A 17,853-nucleotide genomic window follows, 5' to 3' on the forward strand; every position below is an offset into this window, starting at 1 on the left:
AGCCTCTAATACAAGGAATCGGCCCTGTTCTCGTATAACTCCCCGTAGCTCCCGCCAGGTGGCGCCTGCGCCCCTTGTGGTGGTGTTAGGGCGGCGTCCGGCGTGGACGCCGTCCGGCGCGTACGGAACCGGGTTGGCTTGTTGGGTTCACCCTCATCTCAGAAGCGGAACGGGGCCCCACATGCGCAGTCCTGTGATCTCGGCGGCGATCGCGACCACCGCGGTGGTCGCTCTTGCCTCTCTCAGCCCGGCCTCGGCCGCAGCCCCGGCCGCAGCCCCGGCCGCAGCCCCGGCCGACATCGGCCGTGTCGTCTGCGACGGTGGTTCCCTTACCGCGCAGTTCGATCCCGGCGTCACGTTCAGGAAGAGCACGGTGCGGCTGACCGCCGACGGTGATCTGGGCGCCTGCTCGTCCACGGCGCACCCGAAGATCACCGGTGGCACGGTCCGGCTCGAAGGTGTCCTCAGCGCGGTCTGCCCGGGACCGTTCGGGCCGGGATATGTCCGGGCGACGATCACGTGGAGCAACGGCAGCCGGACGATCGTCGATCAGACGACGTTCCGCGGCGACCAGCAGTCCTTCTCCCTGGAAGGCGGCTCCGTCTCCGCCGGCCCCCTCACGGGAGGCACCGCACAGGCTGCCGGCCGCCCCACATCCAGCCCGATCGAACTCGCAACCCAGTGCGTGCAGGGCGGCATGAACACCTACCCCGCGACGCTCGACCAGTTCGCCGTCGGCGACATCTGAGTGGTCACGCCCACCGCCACCCGGCCGCCGTTCGGCAGGGCGGCGCGGCTGCTCGGGTGAATTTCGCAGACCTCTCTGCGAGGTCTTCGCCTGCGGAAACGATCCCTCTGCGGCAGGAGCGACCCAACTGCTCCTCGCGGTGAGGGGCGCCGAGGGATGAGGCTGTGAAGAGTTTGTGTCTCCCGTCCGTCCGGACACCCGCCCGGCCGCTACGGCATCGGCTCCCACGCTTCGGGGCCGGCACCCCTCCACTCCACGAAGTCGGGATCGGTCAGGTCCACGTCCTCGGCACTCTCCAGGCCGGCGGAGGCCAGGAAGACCCTGATGTCGGAAGGGCGGTGCGCGACTCCGATGGCGACGCCGTCGTAGCGGACCCGGCGCCACCCCTGTTCGTCGGGCGGGTAGACGCCCCGCCCCGGGCCGGGGTGCGGGCCATGCGGTGCGGGGTGGCGGGCAGGTACAGGCCCCTGCTCCTGGCCCGAGGCGGCCGGCCAGGCCCGAGCGCATCTCCAGCCTGGCCGTGCAGGTTACGGGGCGGGCTCGTACACGACGGTGGTGGTGGGGCAGTCCTCGGCGAGTCCGAGGAGCGCCTGACGCTCGTTGTCGTCGACGGCCAGGTCCCATCGCAGCTTGGTGCCGACCCACGTCGCGGCGTAGGTGCAGCGGTACGAGGCGTCGGAGGGCAGCCACTCGGCCGGGTCCTTGTCCGCCTTGGACCGGTTGGAGGCGGCAGAGACGGCGATCAGCGTGTCCGGGGACGCCTGGTCGTTCGCGTACGCCTCCCGCCGCGCCGCCGACCACGGCACCTGCTCAGAGTCGTAGACCTCCGCCAAGGGAACGAAATGGTCCACATCCAGGCGGGCCGCATCGGAGACGACGACGCTGTCGTAGGCGCTGCGCCAGGAGCCGCCCGTCAGCCTGCAGCCAGCCGCGACCTGCGGCGCCCCGATGGCTTCGGCGAGGATGACCTCCTTGCGGGTGTCGCAGCCGTCCCCGGAGTTGCGGCCCTTGTTCCAGTGCTTGTACAGGTCCCGCTTGTAGCCCTCGCGGTGCTCGACGGCCACGGGGAGCCGGTCGATTGCCTCGAACAACGGCAGCGGAGCACGCACCCCGGCCGGGCCGGCCACACCGGTGGCCGCTGGTGCCGCCGTGGCGGCGGGAGCGGAATGCGCGGCCGGAGCAGCGAGGACGGGAAGGGTACAGAGAGCGAGCGCGGGCAGACCGCGCAGCATCAGGTTCTTGATCACACAGCCGGGTCTAGCGGGCCCGAGCCCCGCCCCGACAGGCCCCGCCGGACAACTCACCCGTGCGGACGGCCGGATTCACCGCAGAAACGAGCCTGCGCCCTCCGCCTCATCAGGGTCGAGGTAGCCGCCCTCTCCCGATCCCCTGTCGATGTCCGCGTGGACGAGCACCTGCACTTCGTCCTCGCCGGGCGTACGGCGGAGCCGGCAGGGCCCGCTGGATAGAAAGAGGGTCGAGATCCGGTGGGCCGCTTCGAGCGCGGCCCTTTCGTTGCCTCGGATCTCGATCGTGATCACGCTTTCGTCGCTCATGACCCGGGGAACCGTGGGGTCGCCCTACAGGTTCCGGGCGGTAGACGGGACCACTCCATGGAGCGGCCCCGTCCGGGCGGGAAGCACGGCACGAGTTTGTACCTGGGGGCTATAGAGCGGAGGCGGCGCTGCGCATGAGCCGACGCGTCGGAGGTTCGCTGGCGAAGTGTCAGGTGAGCCAATCTGGCGGGATGAGCGCGTTGCGGGTGCCGTCCCCGTTGGGCCTCCAGTTGCCGATCACGGCCTCTTGGAACCAGTCGTCGGGCAGATTCGCATGGTCGCAAACGATGATCTGCAAGTCGCCTTGGTTGAGTTCCGTGACGTCTTGGAGGAGTCGGAAGTATTCGGTGACGGTGGACCAGTCGGCGTCTGGGACGGTGGAGGCGTCACGGGGCTTGTCCGGGAAGAACGCCTGCGTGGGTTGGTCGAGCGCGAGGAAGCTGGGGACGGGCCTGTGGTGGCGGCGTAGATAGGTGTGCAGGGCGAGGTGGGCTACGAGGTGGTAGCCGATGTAGTTCTTGGCGCTGCCGACGCGCTCCTGGGGTAGACGGTCGTGAGGGCGCCGGATGACCACGCTGAGTTTGTTGAAACTGATGCCTGCTTCGTTCGGCTCTGCTGACTGTCCAAGTTCGAGTCGGCGCGCCCACGGGGTCATGTCAGCGGCGATGTCAGCGAGACGCCGCTCCGTCTCGGCGGGGACGTCATCGGTAGCCGTGCGTTCTTCAAGAACGCTTACGACGTCGTGCGCGGATGTCAGCGCATTCTGCAGCTGGCTGACGTCGTCGGTGGGCCCACGGTCATGAGCGAGGGACTGCGCGATGCGTCCCTGAAGGTGAGCTGCCCGCAGGTGCTGCTCTTGCAGGCGAGACATGTTCTCGTCGCTCGCCATGAGTTCCTTCAGGAGTGACCCATTGGTCTTGAGGCGCTCGGCGAGGCCGTCTCTCTGGGCTTGCAGGGCCCGAAGATGCTCCTGACGGACGGGCTGAACGCCGGCGGCCTGCTCCAGTTCCTCCGAGAGCCGGTTCGTCAGCCTCGCAATGTCCCGGGCTGCAGGGTCCGGATGTTCGAGAGGTTGGGTACACATGGGGCAGACGTCTGTGCCGTGATCCCGTTCGGGCCCCAGAAGATCGAGTGTCTTGAGCCGGTCGACCTGGAGGTGGAGTTCTCCTGTGAAGTCGAAGCTTCTGCGTTGCCAACGGTCAACGGTGGCCAGGGCAGCGTCGAACTCCTGGAGCTGTGCCCGCAGCGTACGACGTTCCTCATTCAGCTCTTGCCGGCGATCACCGATGTCGGAACTGATTGGAGCGAGGGGCGCGACGGTAAGTGCCTTTCGAAGCAGGGAGTCCACCGTGGCGGCGTCAGGGGCCGCAGGGACCTCGCTGAGAAGCCCCTCCCCCTGCGCAAGCCTGAGCAAGGCGATGCCACTGGTGTCCAAGGCCTCGCGCTGTCGCAGACTCGTGTCAAGCTTGCGCTGCGCCGCTCGCAGCTCGCGGCGGGCTTCGACGAGGCGGTACTGCCGCAGGGCTTGGTCAGGGCCGGCAGCACCGAGGAAGTACGGCAGGGCGTCCTTGATGGCCTGCTCGATGCCGGGTTCGGTCTGACGGTGGAACAGAGTCTTCTTCGCCGCGATCTCGTCTTGGTCCTGGAAGCAGAACAGGGCGGCCTGGGCTACCGAGACGTTGAAGGAGTAGCGGGCGGCGCCAGCTGGAGGCTGAAAACGGAAGTCCTCGATGCCTAGATGTGCGCTGACTTCGCCGCGCAGCGCGGTGGCGTTCGAGTTGACGATGAGTTCATTGGTGCCGGGAAGACTGAGGGTCTGGTCTCCGGTGCGCACGAACGCCTCGGTGGTGGACTCGCCAGCCGGTCGAGGCCGGGCGAGAACCATCCGGCGCCCGTCACGAAATTCGGTCAGGAGCGCGTACCAGCCGACGGTACGGTCGATGGGGTTGTCGGGTAGCCCGGGCTTGTCACGGCCCAAGCAGTAGTCGACGATGGCGAGGACGCCGGATTTTCCGGTTTCGGACTCGCCGGTCAGGATGTTCAGCCGGCCGGGGCGGAACCGCAGGACCCTGGGGGTCTTCCTATTGTCTTGGTGGTAGAGGGCCAGGGCAAGCAGCTGCATGGCGGGTCTGGGGCTCCTTGGTCAGGGACGAACGCCGAGAGCGGTATAGGCGCGGTGCGGGTCGGTTACTGCAAGCCAACGACCTACCAGAGCCGCGGCGCGCGCGCACTCAGTAACTTCCGGGCCGACGGCAGGAGCCGATCGGGGCTTGCGCGGACACCTCAAGCCGAGTGGTGTGACTTCCACGGCTTGGTGGCGTACCGCCATACGCAAACTCATTCGCGTGAGGCCGGTCAGCGAGATGGCCCGTTCGGCGAAGGCTGCTTGCTGCAGGGGGTTGTTGTCCGCCCACGCCATGAGGGAGAGCGTCGACTTCCCCGGAAGGCTATTCCGCGCTTTGGCAGGAAGAACGAGCGGCAGGACGAGAAACGCGGATGGCCAAGGCATCGGCTGCCCGGCTTTGCTTTCCGCAGCATGGACGCTGCTGGCCAGCAGGTAGGCGCCGAATGCCGGGTTGAGAAGTGCCTGAGCCTCCGGCGAACGGTGGCGTGGAGCCGGTGTGGTCATTGGCCCGCTGCCTCGATGTGGTCCTTGCACAGACGGGGGTGGTCTGGGTGCCAGCCCACGGCTCGATCGCTGCCCACATTTTCCGCCCTGTCACAGAGGTCGTGGATGGACCCGCGGCCGATCCAGGGTGCCGTGCTGGTGCCCGGTCGAGCCGCCTTGTCAGCGACCTTTTTCATTGTGTCGTCCAGGACCTCTAGACCGATGTCCTGCCGAGCAGCCTCGCTGGTCTCGTCGTCGACGCGGCGGGTACGGCGCAGGAAGACGCTCTCCCACTCGTAGTGCAGATCACGCTCGTATGCGTCCAGCCCGTCCGCAGTGACCTTGAACGTCCGAAGCCACTCGGAGCGCTGCGCACGCGCGTAGTGGTAGTCGCGCAGATGCGTCGCGATCTCTCTGTCCGGGAGGCCGATCCACTGCATCTGCGATACGACCAGCCGGTTCCGGTAGGGGGCCATCTCGGCTTCGGTGAGGTTGCGGAGGGTCTCAGTGATCGGCAGGCTCTTGCCCGTGTACCGATCGACGGCTTCATCGCGGCGGCACAGGAGTTCCTCGGCACTGACCGAGGCCAGCATGTAGGCAGGGTCCTTGCGCTCCAGCAGACGCACTGCCACGCGATACCACCACCCCTTGATCTCATCCAGCACCGCACTGGCGTGCTCGCTGGGGGTGATCCCCAGCTCCTTGGCGAGACTATGGTCGACGTCTGACATCACTGGTGCACCGTCATCCACCACCATGGCGGTGACGAGCCTGAGCCGTTGCGCTGCTGTGAGCTCCATGAAGAGCGCACGGTCTTCAGCCGTGGTGCTGGGTCCGTCTGTGTCGTTGGCGACTTCCTCCATCCGCGCCAGAGCCCGGCCTACGTTCCGGTCCGGGCCTGAACGCAGCCAGTGGAGGAAGGTCCCCTCCTTGGCAACTTGCGTCGAGACGAGCCGCAGGATGGGCAGCGGCAGGGCGGAGCGGCCGGCGCTGAGGTTCAGAGAGTCGATCCAGGAGGTGACTGAGCGCCAGAAGTCTTTTCCGGTCTCGCTGAGCTGTCCTGCCGCCTCTCGATACTTGGACTGCAGCAGCTCAAGGGGATCCTGGGTCTCGTGGTGCAGGAACTCGATGTCATCGAGAAGTTCCATGCGCACTTCTACTGTTATGTCGTCCCAGCTACGGCGTGCAAGTTCCAGAAGGGCCAGCTCGCATTGATAGAGGTAGCCCATCATCTGGCCTGCCGCTGAATGCGATCGCGCTTGCGCCACGTCCCCCACTACTGGTCGAGCTGGACGAACCGTGCGGCCACGTGCCGCAGCAGGATCCCGGCAAGAGGGACCCTGCAACAACGTAGCACCAGGCGCACCCGCTGGTGGGAGCTATGCGGATCCCGTCGCCGCCCTCTGCAGGGCGTGTGGCGAGAGGACTGCCGCCCTCTCGCGCTCTCCTGCACCGTCCCGACGTGGTCGTGAAGTCGACTGGCGCCGCCGTTGTACAGCGGTAAGAAACATCGTCGGTGGCGGAGGTTCAGACGGGGGTGGTCGTCGCTTCTTTGTGTCCGGTGGGGTGGGGGTTGGGGTGGTGGTGTGGCGGTGTGGCGGTGTGGCGCGTGTGGCGGCGGCGGCGTGGTGGTGGTGGCGTGGCGTGGGGCGGCGGCGCGGTGGTGGTGTGGGGGTGTCGGGGCGGGGTGCGGGGTCGTTGGTGGGGGTGATGCCCGGTGTCGGCGCGCCTGGTTTCCCGGCTCGCGGGTGCACGGTCCTGCACCATTTTTCAGGCATTAGAAATTGGCAGCCAGTTACGAGCTGGTGCGTGATTGCGGGTGACGTGTCTTGCTGATGGGTGTCATGATCCGGATGTGGCGATCATGGTCAGTCGGACGGTTCTCGCGCATCAGGTGTTCACGGGAGTCTCGCGGGGGCATCTCGCGGCCCTGGTCGAAGAGTTGGCCGGTCCGTGGCAGGCCGTGGTGGAGGGGCGTCGTCACGAAGCTCGCGGCGGGGCCAGGAAGCGTGGGGCAGGAGCCGGTGTCCAGCATCGGCTGGTAGCCGTCGACCGGCTCGTGGCCACGTTGATTCACTTGCGGCACGATCTGCCGCATGCGGCGTTGGGGCTGCTGTTCGGCGTCGACCGCTCCACCATCACCCGTGCGATCGGCGAGATACGAGGGCTGCTGGCAGAGCGGGGATGCGCGGTCCCAGAACGGCCCGGCCTGCGGCTGCGGACCCTGGCGGATGTGTTCGCATACGCCCAGGCCGAAGGCATCGAGCTGCGGCTGGACGCCACCGAGGTCCAGGTCCGCCGGCCCCCGGCTGGCCGCGGCGGACGCCGTGCTTTTGTCTCGGGGAAGAAGAAGCAGAACACGATGAAGGCCACTGTCGTCGCCGACCATGAGGGCCGCACGCTTTGGACCGATGCCCTGCGACCAGGCCGGATGCATGACGCGACCGCCGCACGCAACGAAGGCATCGGTACCTGTTTCCAGCACTTCTCCGACGTGGAAGTGCTTCTGGACGACGGCTACCTCGGACTCCGTCGCGATCATCCCGGCCAAGCGGTGACCCCGCCCAGGAAGGGAAACAAGATCAGCCCGCCCGAGGTCATCGAAGCCCGCCTACGAGCCCGGCACCGCCACTCCTCGATGCGCATCACCGTCGAACACGCCCTCGCCGACCACAAACGCTGGAAGCAATTGGTCCGCTGGACCCACCGCCGAGAGAACCTGCCCGCCACCTACCGGGCCATCGCAGGCCTCGTCTCCGACCGCAACACCAGCGGCTGACAAAGCCCCCAGGTCAGGCACCCATGTCTCCAACGCAATCACGCACCAGCTCGTAAGGGCTCGCAGAGAATCAACATGCTGACTTGATCTCTGTGGGCATGCTGTTCGCGAGGAACGCGGTGACGTCGGCGGGTGTGCGGAACCTGGCTGTCGAGTGCGGGACGGTGTAGCCGTGCTCGGCGAGGAGGGGCTGGACTTGCTGAACGGCCCTGGTGATGGTGCTGCCGTTGACGCCGAAGAGCTGGGCGATCAGGTCTCGGGTACCGAGTTTGCGCAGGTAGAGAACGGCGGCCAGGACTCGGTCGGCGGTGGTCAGCTTGTCCTTGGCGCCTGCTCCCCGAGCCCGGATACGGTCTCCTCCTCGCTGTTGGGACCGCCCGTGTTCGCGTAGCTCGTCGAGTTTCTGGGACAACTGGTCGACGAGTTCGTCCAGTGCCAGCTCGGTCATGCCCGTGAGTTCCGTATAGCGCAGACCGCGGTCGCAGGGCTGAGGCGGCAGGCCCTCGCCTGACCATGGGTCCCCGGCCGCGCCGGTCGTGTCGCGGTGTTGTGGGTGGAGCGTGTAGTTCCAGTCGCCGTGGAAGCGGTGCCGGCGCATGGGCAGGGCGTCGATGTCTGCGTCGGTGACCTTGATGCCGGTGTTGTAGGTGCCTGGGTCGAGTTCCGCGTGGACTGTCAGTCCGGTGTGGGTGGTGGTTGCCTTGATGCTGTTCACGATGACGTCGTGGCTGGTCAAAGGTCTGCCCCGCCAGTTCATGGAGATGTGGGAGAACAGCCGGTGCTCGATCTTGTTCCACTTCGATGTTCCCGGCGGCATGTGGCAGACCGTGATCTCCAGGCCCGTCTCAGCGGCCAGGGCGGCGAGTTCGGTTTTCCAGGCGCGGGTGCGGTATCCGTTGGAGCCGCCAGCGTCCGCGGTGATCAGCAGCCGGGTGGCCTGCGGGTAGTCGTGGCCGGCGCGGGCCTGCCACCAGCGGCGGATGGACGCGACGGCGAAGGCTGCGGTGTCGTGGTCGGTGCCGACGCTGACCCAGCCGGTGTTCGCGGCGACGTCGTAGATCCCGTACGGGATTGCCTTGCCCGGTCCCTGCCGGTCCAGGAAGTCATGAGTCTTGACCTGGGCCGGAGCCCCCTTCGGCTCCCACTCACGGCCCCCGTTCTTGTAGGGGCCGACCAGTTCCTTCTTCTTGGTGTCCACGCTGATCACCGGGTCGCCGGCAGCGATGTGCTCCCTGGCCAGGCCGTTGACGTAGTGGAACTGGGCATCCCGGTCGGGATGCTGGGCGCCTTCGAGGGTTTTGGCGTTGGCCTGGAGGCTGAACCCCTCCTCCCGCAGGAGGTCGGCTACGGTATCCGCCGAGACGCGGTGGCCCTGCCTGGTCAGCTGGTTGGCGAGCTTGCAGGTGGACTTCGTCGTCCATCGCAGTGGCGACATCGGATCTCCGCGCATGTCGGGCTCGACCAGCGCCAACAGGGCGGGCCGCAGTTCTGGATCCACCTCGGCTGCCCGCTTGCGCCCGCCGCCAGGACGGCGGACCCGGCCCAGCGGCGCCGCCCCCGCCTCCAGCTCGTCCACGCCCTTGCGGACAGTCGTCTCGCTGACCTGGGCGGCTCGGGCGACCGCCCGGATCCCGCCGTGTCCCAGGATCCTGGCCTCAGCCCCCATCAGCAGACGGCGCTGCCGCTCGTCCAGATGAGGGAACAACACCGCGAACTTCAGAACGAGTTGATCACTGACCTCGCCGGATATGCGCATACCACACCAACGACCCGAACCACGGGAAGCAACATGTTGATTCTCTGCGAGCCCTAAGTCCGGGCAGTCTCTGAGGACTCCAAGCAACCCGGCCGGTGTCTCACACATCTCCGGGCAACTGGGTCTGTGTCTCGGTCTTCTCCAGGTACGTGGGTTCTTCGCTGCCTACGGTCGTCGCGCTGGTTGGTTCATGCCGGGGACCCGATGGATGCGGACGAGGTTTCGATGGACGACGTCGAGACGCGGAGCATCCGGTACAGCACACAGTGGCGAAGGGGCCCTTCGGGAACGCTCGGATCCTCGAAGTCGTCAGCCGGGTCCCGGATCATGCCGATCCGGCGCATCACCGCCTGGGAACGAAGGTTGTTGACGGTCGTCGACGCAACGGCCTCAGGCAGCCCGAGGCTCTCGAAGCCGAAGGCCAGGCAGGCCAGAGCGGCCTCGGTGGCGTAACCGTGACCCCATGTCGAACGCGCCAACCGCCACCCGACATCCACACCCGCGAACGGCATGTCCTCGCCGACCTCGTCCAAGCCGGCACGGCCGAGGAACTCACCGGTCTCCCGCGATTCCAGCGCCCACCACCCAAATCCTCGCCCGTCGAACTCGGTTTGCATGAGCGCCACCTCGGCAGCACTTTGCACCCGGGTCAGCAGCTCGCCCAGGTGTTCCCGGACCTCGGGATCGGCGTTCATCGCCGCCCACGGTTCGACGTCGGACTCCCGCCACCGGCGGAGCAGGAGGCGATCGGTACGCATTTCTGGCATGCCGGCCAGCCAACGCCATCACGATCAGGGTGTCGAGCGGATACTTCGAACTGTCGTGGGCGCCAATGCCAGGCCGTAGCGAAGGCCCTCACGGCCTACACCACTTGGCGGGGACGCGGTCCTGTCCGAACTCACCGCTCTCAGGTGGCGGTGTTCACGTGAGAGGCAGCCATCCCAAGAATCGACTCCGAACTGGAAGGACTCATCGTCGCCGGGCCACGCTGACCCGCGCGTTCTCGCCCCTCATTGCCTGCGGCCAGCGGTCATCGATGACACCCGCCGCTTCCCGGCAGGGGCCACAGGCGTCCTCCCGTTCCGGCAGCCACCAGTACTCGGACGGCGACATGCCGGCTTCCTGGATGCCGCACAGCGTCTTGTCTAAAAGGCCGAATGCGTGGGAGACGTCGGCGGGGAGGCCATCCGCGACGGCCTTTTCCCAGCGCATCCCCATGGGCAGATACATCGGCCGTGAGATCTCGGACCACTCGCCGCCCACGTGGGTAGCCGCATGACACCAGGAACAGGACCAGATCTCCTCTTCCCAGGCCGTCGGTGGCACCGGCCACCGCCACATCGACCGCCCGCACACATCACACTCCATAGACGGATACTCACACGCCAGCCCGGACCACCCGAAGCGGCTGACATCGCACCAGTTACCAAACACCCTTGCCAGGACAAGAGCTCCATCAGGCGAGCTACCTGGAGATCTTTGAGACACAGCCGCACTCCTCGTCGCAAAGAAGTCCAGTCACCCCAGGTCAGAGCCCTCACCTGCCTGGAGGTATTTGAGACCGGACATCAGGAGAGCTTCACCATCGTTGCCCAGGCCGAGAGGTATGGCACCTCCTACGGCCGCTGGAGGGCTGTGCTTTCTCAGGCACCGCGGCCCAGTTGGTGTCCGAAGCAGAAGGCGGACGAGCTCAGCTACGACTCCACGACGAAGCATCACTCGAACAACGGGAACGGCATCCAAAACGCCGTGCCGAGGGCCGCCGGTATGGGACAAGGACCTCCGTGGCAACCGCCAGAGCCGGATCCGTGAACGGTGATGCTGCTACACCAACGAGCCCTTCAGGACCGGTTTCAGCTGTGCTTGAACGGCGGGGTGCTGAGGTGCTCGGTTTCGGCCTTTTCGGCATGGTACTCGGGGATTGTGGCTGGTTTCGGTGGACGCGGGCCTATCGCGTGCGCCGTGGCTGTCGGTGGCGTGGGCTACCGTCATCGCGTCCTGCGGGATGCTCCGTTCCCGCCTGACCTCTAAGACAGGTCAGGCGGGAACAAGCTGGCCTCGCCCCTCTTATCGGCACGGAGGCGGGCCTCTTCCGGATGGAAGACCGACACCGAGGTGTCCTGTCCCATTGACAGGGGCGGGCACCCGGATTGCAAGGAAAACCGGGAACTTTCGCCATTTCGTGGGTCGGACGTGCCATCACCTGGGCAGGAGCGGTCGGCCTTGTTCACCTAACGGACATTTCGTGGTCGGTATTGTTCCGCAAAACCATGATCACGTGGCGTAGCGATGAAGTGACGGTCCATGATGTGGCTCCTCAACTTCCGGATCGGCACCCGGTAGTTGGGGTGATTCCGACGCGGCCCCGGATGGCCGCGGACCGACCGACCCCTGGAGTTCTGGATGGACCGAAAGCACATAGTGATCCTTCTTGCCCTACTGATGGTGCTCGCCTGGAGTGTGGCGATGACCGTGATGGGGCAGGTGGCCGCGATCACCGCGCTGGCCCCCGCGTTGGGCCTGACCGTTCAGCAGGTCTTCCACGTGGCCCGTTCGCGGCCCGCGGCGGCCTCGGGGCACCGCGGCACCGCAGTGCCCGACAAGGAGGACAGCGCCCCGTGAGCACACCCCTCGATCGTCCGGAATACGCCGCCTCGGGCCCGGTGCCCGGCGGGCGTCCGGGCCGCAAGCTCGGCCCGATCGCCGACAGCGTGGGCAGTTCCCACCGCGCGTGGCTGGAGCCGACCCGCACCAGCTACCTCGCCAGCGGCCTGACCCTCGCCGATCTCAGCACCCGTGTCCCGCTGGCGAAGTCCAAGCTCTCCGAGCTGATGCGGGGCATCGGCCTCTACCCTCGATGGGAACTGATCGCCGGGATCGCTGTCATCCTGGACATGCCGGTCTGGCCCCTGCAACGACTCTGGCGACAGGCAGCCCTGGACGCGCAGAAGACCCGCGAGTGGATCGAGAGGTCCTCGGGCAAGCACCCGGTGACCACGAGCGCCCTGATCCCCCCGCTGGAACACGGCGCGTTCCGCGAGACCGTTGAGGACGCCTACCGCCTCTACGCCCAGGCCTTCCTGCCCGACGGCCCGCGTGACACCAGCGTCGCCGACACCTTCGACATCCTGTGGCTGTCCTGGAACGGCGCACTCGCCAGCCCCGACATGCGCAGCTACGCCTGGAACATCCTGCGCGCCACCGTCATGGCCAAGACCCCCCACCTCGACGGCCGCCCCGAACTCGGCACCGCCGCGTTCGACACCGTCGTTCTGCGGGCCCTGACCTACGACGCCGACCGGATGACCCAGGTCACCGAAAGCCTGCAGCTGTTCAAGGCCCTCACCCGCCTCCCCGACCTCCAGCTCGACGTCATGGTGCTGCGCCGCCTCTACGGGTTCACTCCCGAGGAGACCTCCGCCCTGCTTGGCCTCCCCAAGCCCATGGTCCAGTCCTCCGAGCGCTACGCCGAACGGTTCCTGGAAAGCGTCTTCACCCCGGCACCCGAGACCGAAGGGCCCACCGAATGACATCTGTACAAGAGCTGCTCTCCCGGGCGCTGCTCGTCCGTGACCGCACTGTGCCCCGGGACATCGTCCAGCCCCCCACCTTCCCCAACGACACCGGCACGCACACCGCACCAGAGCCTGTCACGCCGGCGACCCCCCACCCCGGCAGCGGCTCCGGCTCTGCGGCCGAGGACCTGCGGATCCTGTGCGAGACGCTCGTCAGCCACACCCCCGCTGACGCCGTCGCCGGCTTCGTCACCGACCAGGTACCCGAACCCCGCAGCGCCCTGGTCCTGGCCTGCATTTTGCAGCTGACCGAGAGCGACGACGGCGCCAGGTTCTGGTGGCAGTACGCGGCCGGCGCCGGACAGCCCGCCGCCGCCTACTGCCTCTACCTCCACCACTTGGCGCTCGGCGAAGACGACGCGGCCCGCTGGTGGCACCGCCAGACCGACGACGTCCAGCCCGTGCCGCAGCACTGCGACGACCGCATCACCAGCGCCTCCACCACCACGGTCCTGCGGGTCCTGCACCACCTAGCCCGGCAGATCGCCCGTCCCCGTTCGGCCACGGTCACCGGGCTCATGGACTACATGCCCACCGCCGTCGCCACCGGCTACCTCCGCGCACCCGACATGGAACTTCCGATGCCCGGACCCGACTTCGCCGTCCGCATCCGCGACCTGCTCGCCGAGGTTTCCGACCGGCCCCCGGCCCCCAGCACCCTGCCCGAACGACTCGCCAGCCGGGGCCGCGCGGGTCGAGGCCCGTTCGGTACCAGAGGGTGGCACCGGGCGTATGGGGAGGCCGCCACACGCTGACCGCGCGATCCCGCCCGGGCGGTTCAGCCGCTCGGGCGCGTGGCCGAGGCCCGGCCCCGACCCCGCTACAGGGGCAGGGCTCGACACCCTCGGCGAGCACCCGGTGGACCTCCTCAAAGCTAAGTGGTCGGCGCCGGAAATCCTTCGGGGGTTGATCAGGCTGCCAGTGAGACGGAGGATTCTTGGTGTCGGTCGGTGAGGGTGTGCCGGTCGAGCCGGGCCAGCAGATCGTCCAGGTCGGAGGTGGTGAACTTCCACTGGAACGGCTGTGCCGTGGCGTTGTAGCGGTCTTCGAAAGGTCGGAGCCGGTCCCGGACCTCGGTCAGGTCCATGAAGTCGTTGGGTTGGACGACCTTGCGCTGGACGATGGAGAAGAAGATCTCGATCTGATTGGTCCAGGAGGCGTGGATGGGAGTGTGGACCATGACCGCGTTCGGAAACGCTTTGGTCAGACGGTCGATGGCCTTCTTCCCGGTGGGAGGAGCCGTTGTCGACGATCCAGAAGACGCGTTTCGCGCTGGCGTAGGGCTCGGTGGCCATGACCTGGGCGACCAGGGCCATGAAGGGCATGATGCCGGTCTTCGGCTCGCAGCGGCCGAAGACCTTCGCGCGGTGGACGTCGTAGGAGGCCAGGTAGGCCAGCGCGCCGCCACGGCCGTACTCGTGGTTGACGCGCATCGCCCGGGCCCGGCCCGGGGCCAGGGTTGGATGGCAGCGGCAGCGGGCCTGGACCGAGGTCTTCTCGTCGCTGGAGAGGACGTACTCGTCCTCGCCCAGCGGGGAACTCTCGAAGGTGCGGGCGTAGAGGTCCAGGACACGCTGGGCCTTGGCGCGGAAGTCCGGGTCGTGGATGAAGATCCAGGACCGGTACTGCCAGGGCTTGAGCGCGTCCTCGCGCAGCCAGCGGCGCACCGTGGACGCGGAGATGGTATCGGTGATTCCGCGCGCGGTCAGCTCGGCAGCCAACTCCGGGCACGACCAGCGCGCCAGTGGTACGCCGGTCTCGGCGGGCAACTGGCAGGCCAGCGCCGTGGCCTCTGCGACCTGCACTGGAGTGAAACGGGCGGGGCGTCCTGAGCGCTTGCGATCAGCCAGGGCCGGCAGCCCGCCAGCGGCGAACCGGCCCCGCCAAGCGCGAACCGTGTCCAGGTGCAAACCCGTCTCGCGGGCGATGCGCGCGTTGGATCGCCCCCGCGCCGCATGCAGGACGACCTGCGCGCGGACCCGCAGCCGGTACTCAGTCTTGTGACCGTAGGCCATCTTCTTCAGCCGCTCGCGCTCGGCGGCGGTCAGCAGCATGGAGCGGGCGCAGGGTATGCGCATAGCAGGAGGAACGGCCGATCTCGCTAAGTGGATCACTGACGGTTGTGCAGTTTGTCGCGCAGCTGTGGAGTCGCAGGCTCGCCCAACGATGCCCTGGACTGAGCCTGCGCCCTGCCCTATGACGGACCGGCCCTGCCGTCTGATGTCATTGGCGCTGAGATTGATCTTGATGCCGGTCCGGCTGCTGGCCTTCTCTGGGCTGCCCCGGGCCAGCGCCGGCACACGTAGACAGCCTCAAGCTTGGACAGATCTGGGCAGTCGGACCTCCGTACTCTCTCAGCTCAGCTGGCGTGAAGGACCCGAAAGCGATCGGGTTCCGCCGGATCTCGATCAACGACTTGGATCGGCGTCCCAGCCCATTGCCAAACGCTGATGTCCGGCGTGCGGGAGAACTGGATCTGCCCACGGGTGCCTACGACCGCCACGCGCGGCCAGGATTCGGCGATGCGTGCCCGGTCCGCACCGTGAGAACGCAGCACGTCGGCGAGGACGGTGACCGTGTCGTAGCCCTCGAAGGCGACGAAGGAGGGTGCTTCGCCCAGTTGCTCGAGCAGAGCCTTCTCGACTCGTGCACCGAGTGAGCTGAGGTGCTCGGGCAAGTAGCGCAAGAAGGGGACCCCGGTGCCGTCGTCACCCAGCGATGTCGCCCATTCGGCGAACTCCGGTTGCCCGGCCGGCGCACCGATCAGGATCTCGGCGAGGCGCTGGTCGCCGCGGACGGACTTGACGATCGGCACTACCGGATCCGGGTGGCCGACCAGAAGAAGAAGGGCCGTCGCCCGATTGTCCGCGAGTTCGTCGCACACGTCCGCAGGGGTGAGCGCACTCATGTCGAGTTCGACGACGGTGCCGCCGCGTGCAGCGAGGTGGTCCCGCAAAATACGGGTACCGGTTGCCCAGTAGACACTCGGCTGGGCTGCTACGGCGACGCGACGGTGGCCCGCGCCGAGGAGGAAGTCCGCGTAAACCTGCCAGCCGCGGGACTGCGGCGGGGAGAGGCGCGCAACCCATTCCGTCGGCTGTTCAGTGAGCGCGTCGAGAACCGCTGAAGAGCAGAGGAACGGCAGGCCGAGGGCGTCGGCCCTGCCGGCAGCGGCGCGCGCGACGACGCTGTGATACTCCCCTATCAAAGCGGCCACGCCCAGGCCGGCCAATTCGTCCACGGCCGTAGCGGCCCTCTGCGGATCAGCCGCGGTGTCTCGGACCACCAACTCAAGTGGTCTTCCGCCTACCCCACCGACTTCATTGACTTCGCGAACGCCCAGCTCCAGTCCGGCGAGCAAGTGTTGGCCCGCCTCGACCCAGCCGGGCCAAGTCAGCGGAACGAGAGCGCCGATCCGGATGGGCAATCCGTCAGTCCGCTCCGTACCAGGCTGCGAAGGTGGCGTATTCATGCGTTGGCGTCTCCCTTGTGACGAGTCGGGTGCAGTCCGCCCGGTGCGCAGAGCCGCAAGGCCCGGTAGTACGCGTTCATCTCATCTCGCCGTGGCGGGCGCACCTGGGTGTTCACGCCGGACATTGCATCCACCACCATCGCCGACAGGCAACCGATTAATTCCAGGTGCCCTGACTGCACCTGCGGCCTCTACCTCGCCAGACCGAGCCTGCGATCCTCACTCCGCATGCGCCCTGACCTCATGTCAACCCCCGAAGGACTTCCGGCGCCGACCACTAAGCGCTTGTTTGCAGGTGTCGTCCGGGCCTACCGGAGAGCGATGACATTCGCGTTCGGCCCGGCGCAGCTTCCCGGCTGACGGGCACCTGAGAAGAAAGTTAGGCCGCAGCTCCCGCCCGACGGGACGTCGCGGTCATCGGCCTTTTCTTGCAGGTCAGAGCCGTGCGACCAGATTCCCGACGAGCGGGTCGCCTGGACCACCGTGGACGGCGAGGTGAAGCAGGCCGGTGTGGTCACCTTTCACCACCTCGCCGACAACAAGTCGAAGGTGATGCTGCAGCTCGACTACGACCCGGAGGGGTTCGCCGAGAACGTCGGTGACAAGCTCGGGTTCGTGAAGCGGCAGATCACCGGTGAGCTGAAGCGGTTCAAGGAGTACCTCGAGGAGCGGGGCCGCGAGACCGGTTTCTGGCGCGGAGTGGTCTGAGCCCCACGCTCCTTTGCGTCCGTGGCGTTTCGTGTCCCAGAGGTGGGAGTCCGGCCGCTGCCGGGAGACCGCGGGCCGGGATGGAACGGCCCGCGGCACGATGCCCAACGCGCCCACCTCTGGGATGGTTACGCATGGCCCCGGTCGTCGAAGGCTGGGTTCAGCCGGCCGGTTCGGCCACCATCGTTCGGTCGAATTCGGCGAGGTCGCGTGCCTGGTGGGCGCGTTGCTCGATGAGCCGTCGGAATCCGGGGAGCGCGTAGCGTTCCCCGGTCGCCGCGTGGCGGCCGGGGATTGTGGCCAGGTTGGTTGGCCATGAACTGCTGGGGTTGTGCTTGCCAGCCCACGACCAGGACGCGCAGTCCCTGGCATTCCGCCCGGTGGTGCAGGTCCAGCAGGTGCAGGAGCCCCTCACGGTTCATCAGGATCACACCGTGCAGGTCCAGCATGAGGACCCGCTCGAAGCCGATGTCCCGCTCCAGCACCCGGCCCAGGGCGGCGCCGCCGATCGTGTCGAGTTCGCCACCGACGATGACCCAAAGGGTGTGGGCCCGGTGCTGGACGTCCACAGTGATCAACGCTTGTCGCCCGTCACCCGGCGAGCGGGTGCTTCCGGGGGCCTCATCCTGACGTCGAGGCGACTACGGCGCG

16 protein-coding genes and 2 pseudogenes are annotated in these 17,853 nt (G+C 67.3%); 6 read left to right on the plus strand and 12 right to left on the minus strand.

What is annotated here, in order from left to right:
- The first annotated feature begins 181 nt into the window (after positions 1-181).
- Entirely contained in the window at positions 182-748 is a 567-nt protein-coding gene (locus tag AB0D46_RS31185; RefSeq protein WP_362882455.1) for a hypothetical protein, read from the plus strand.
- 527 nt (positions 749-1,275) lie between these two features.
- Here AB0D46_RS31185 and AB0D46_RS31190 read toward each other — a convergent pair.
- From AB0D46_RS31190 to AB0D46_RS31210, 5 genes are all read right to left on the minus strand, one after another.
- The gene (locus AB0D46_RS31190; protein ID WP_362882457.1) at positions 1,276-1,995 is read right to left on the minus strand and encodes an HNH endonuclease family protein; all 720 of its coding nucleotides are present in this window, start codon (positions 1,993-1,995) and stop codon (positions 1,276-1,278) included.
- A gap of 75 nt (positions 1,996-2,070) precedes the next feature.
- Positions 2,071-2,304, minus strand: coding sequence for a hypothetical protein (locus AB0D46_RS31195; RefSeq protein WP_362882459.1), 234 nt, complete (start codon positions 2,302-2,304; stop codon positions 2,071-2,073).
- A 169-nt stretch (positions 2,305-2,473) separates the two neighbouring features.
- The gene (locus AB0D46_RS31200; RefSeq protein WP_362882461.1) at positions 2,474-4,426 is read right to left on the minus strand and encodes a DUF3732 domain-containing protein; all 1,953 of its coding nucleotides are present in this window, start codon (positions 4,424-4,426) and stop codon (positions 2,474-2,476) included.
- A gap of 21 nt (positions 4,427-4,447) precedes the next feature.
- Positions 4,448-4,933 carry a three component ABC system middle component gene (locus AB0D46_RS31205; protein ID WP_362882463.1) on the minus strand — a complete coding sequence of 162 codons (486 nt, stop codon included), beginning with the start codon at positions 4,931-4,933 and terminating at the stop codon, positions 4,448-4,450.
- Positions 4,930-6,060, minus strand: coding sequence for an ABC-three component system protein (locus AB0D46_RS31210; protein WP_362882465.1), 1,131 nt, complete (start codon positions 6,058-6,060; stop codon positions 4,930-4,932). The genes AB0D46_RS31205 and AB0D46_RS31210 overlap by 4 nt, the downstream gene beginning before the upstream one ends.
- Before the next feature lie 716 nt (positions 6,061-6,776).
- Here AB0D46_RS31210 and AB0D46_RS31215 point away from each other — a divergent pair.
- Positions 6,777-7,691 carry a transposase family protein gene (locus tag AB0D46_RS31215; protein WP_362882510.1) on the plus strand — a complete coding sequence of 305 codons (915 nt, stop codon included), beginning with the start codon at positions 6,777-6,779 and terminating at the stop codon, positions 7,689-7,691.
- 70 nt (positions 7,692-7,761) lie between these two features.
- On the opposite strand, the gene AB0D46_RS31220 is transcribed toward AB0D46_RS31215, so the two are convergent.
- The 3 genes from AB0D46_RS31220 to AB0D46_RS31230 all read right to left on the minus strand — a co-directional run bounded on the left by AB0D46_RS31220 (position 7,762) and on the right by AB0D46_RS31230 (position 10,677).
- A complete protein-coding gene (locus AB0D46_RS31220; RefSeq protein ID WP_362882467.1) occupies positions 7,762-9,447 on the minus strand; it encodes an ISAzo13 family transposase in 1,686 nt (561 codons plus the stop codon).
- A gap of 188 nt (positions 9,448-9,635) precedes the next feature.
- Positions 9,636-10,214, minus strand: coding sequence for a GNAT family N-acetyltransferase (locus tag AB0D46_RS31225; protein WP_362882468.1), 579 nt, complete (start codon positions 10,212-10,214; stop codon positions 9,636-9,638).
- A gap of 202 nt (positions 10,215-10,416) precedes the next feature.
- Complete coding sequence (locus AB0D46_RS31230) at positions 10,417-10,677, minus strand: hypothetical protein (protein WP_362882470.1); 261 nt, start codon at positions 10,675-10,677, stop codon at positions 10,417-10,419.
- Positions 10,678-11,850: 1,173 nt separating this feature from the next.
- Here AB0D46_RS31230 and AB0D46_RS31235 point away from each other — a divergent pair.
- The 3 genes from AB0D46_RS31235 to AB0D46_RS31245 are packed head-to-tail and all read left to right on the plus strand — an operon-like array spanning position 11,851 to position 13,777.
- Positions 11,851-12,069 carry a hypothetical protein gene (locus tag AB0D46_RS31235; protein WP_362882472.1) on the plus strand — a complete coding sequence of 73 codons (219 nt, stop codon included), beginning with the start codon at positions 11,851-11,853 and terminating at the stop codon, positions 12,067-12,069.
- Entirely contained in the window at positions 12,066-12,977 is a 912-nt protein-coding gene (locus AB0D46_RS31240; RefSeq protein ID WP_362882473.1) for a sigma-70 family RNA polymerase sigma factor, read from the plus strand. The genes AB0D46_RS31235 and AB0D46_RS31240 overlap by 4 nt, the downstream gene beginning before the upstream one ends.
- Positions 12,974-13,777 (plus strand): hypothetical protein, encoded by an 804-nt coding sequence (locus AB0D46_RS31245; protein ID WP_362882475.1) that lies wholly within the window; start codon positions 12,974-12,976, stop codon positions 13,775-13,777. The genes AB0D46_RS31240 and AB0D46_RS31245 overlap by 4 nt, the downstream gene beginning before the upstream one ends.
- Positions 13,778-13,932: 155 nt before the next feature.
- Here AB0D46_RS31245 and AB0D46_RS31250 read toward each other — a convergent pair whose 3' ends face one another.
- The 3 genes and pseudogenes from AB0D46_RS31250 to AB0D46_RS31260 all read right to left on the minus strand — a co-directional run bounded on the left by AB0D46_RS31250 (position 13,933) and on the right by AB0D46_RS31260 (position 16,494).
- Complete coding sequence (locus AB0D46_RS31250; protein WP_362882516.1) at positions 13,933-14,202, minus strand: hypothetical protein; 270 nt, start codon at positions 14,200-14,202, stop codon at positions 13,933-13,935.
- 100 nt (positions 14,203-14,302) lie between these two features.
- Positions 14,303-15,100: pseudogene (locus tag AB0D46_RS31255) on the minus strand (IS630 family transposase); the annotation flags it as partial.
- Between the two features lie 281 nt (positions 15,101-15,381).
- Complete coding sequence (locus AB0D46_RS31260) at positions 15,382-16,494, minus strand: ABC transporter substrate-binding protein (protein WP_362882477.1); 1,113 nt, start codon at positions 16,492-16,494, stop codon at positions 15,382-15,384.
- A gap of 435 nt (positions 16,495-16,929) precedes the next feature.
- Between AB0D46_RS31260 and AB0D46_RS31265 the strand changes: the two are divergent.
- A pseudogene (locus AB0D46_RS31265) lies at positions 16,930-17,202 on the plus strand (cyclase); the annotation flags it as partial.
- A 128-nt stretch (positions 17,203-17,330) separates the two neighbouring features.
- Here the strand turns inward: AB0D46_RS31265 and AB0D46_RS31270 are convergent.
- Positions 17,331-17,771, minus strand: a complete 441-nt coding sequence (locus AB0D46_RS31270; RefSeq protein ID WP_362882479.1) for an STAS domain-containing protein — start codon at positions 17,769-17,771, stop codon at positions 17,331-17,333.
- Positions 17,772-17,853: the final 82 nt, after the last annotated feature.

This window comes from Streptomyces sp. NPDC048383 (assembly GCF_040651775.1).
Classification (GTDB): domain Bacteria; phylum Actinomycetota; class Actinomycetes; order Streptomycetales; family Streptomycetaceae; genus Streptomyces.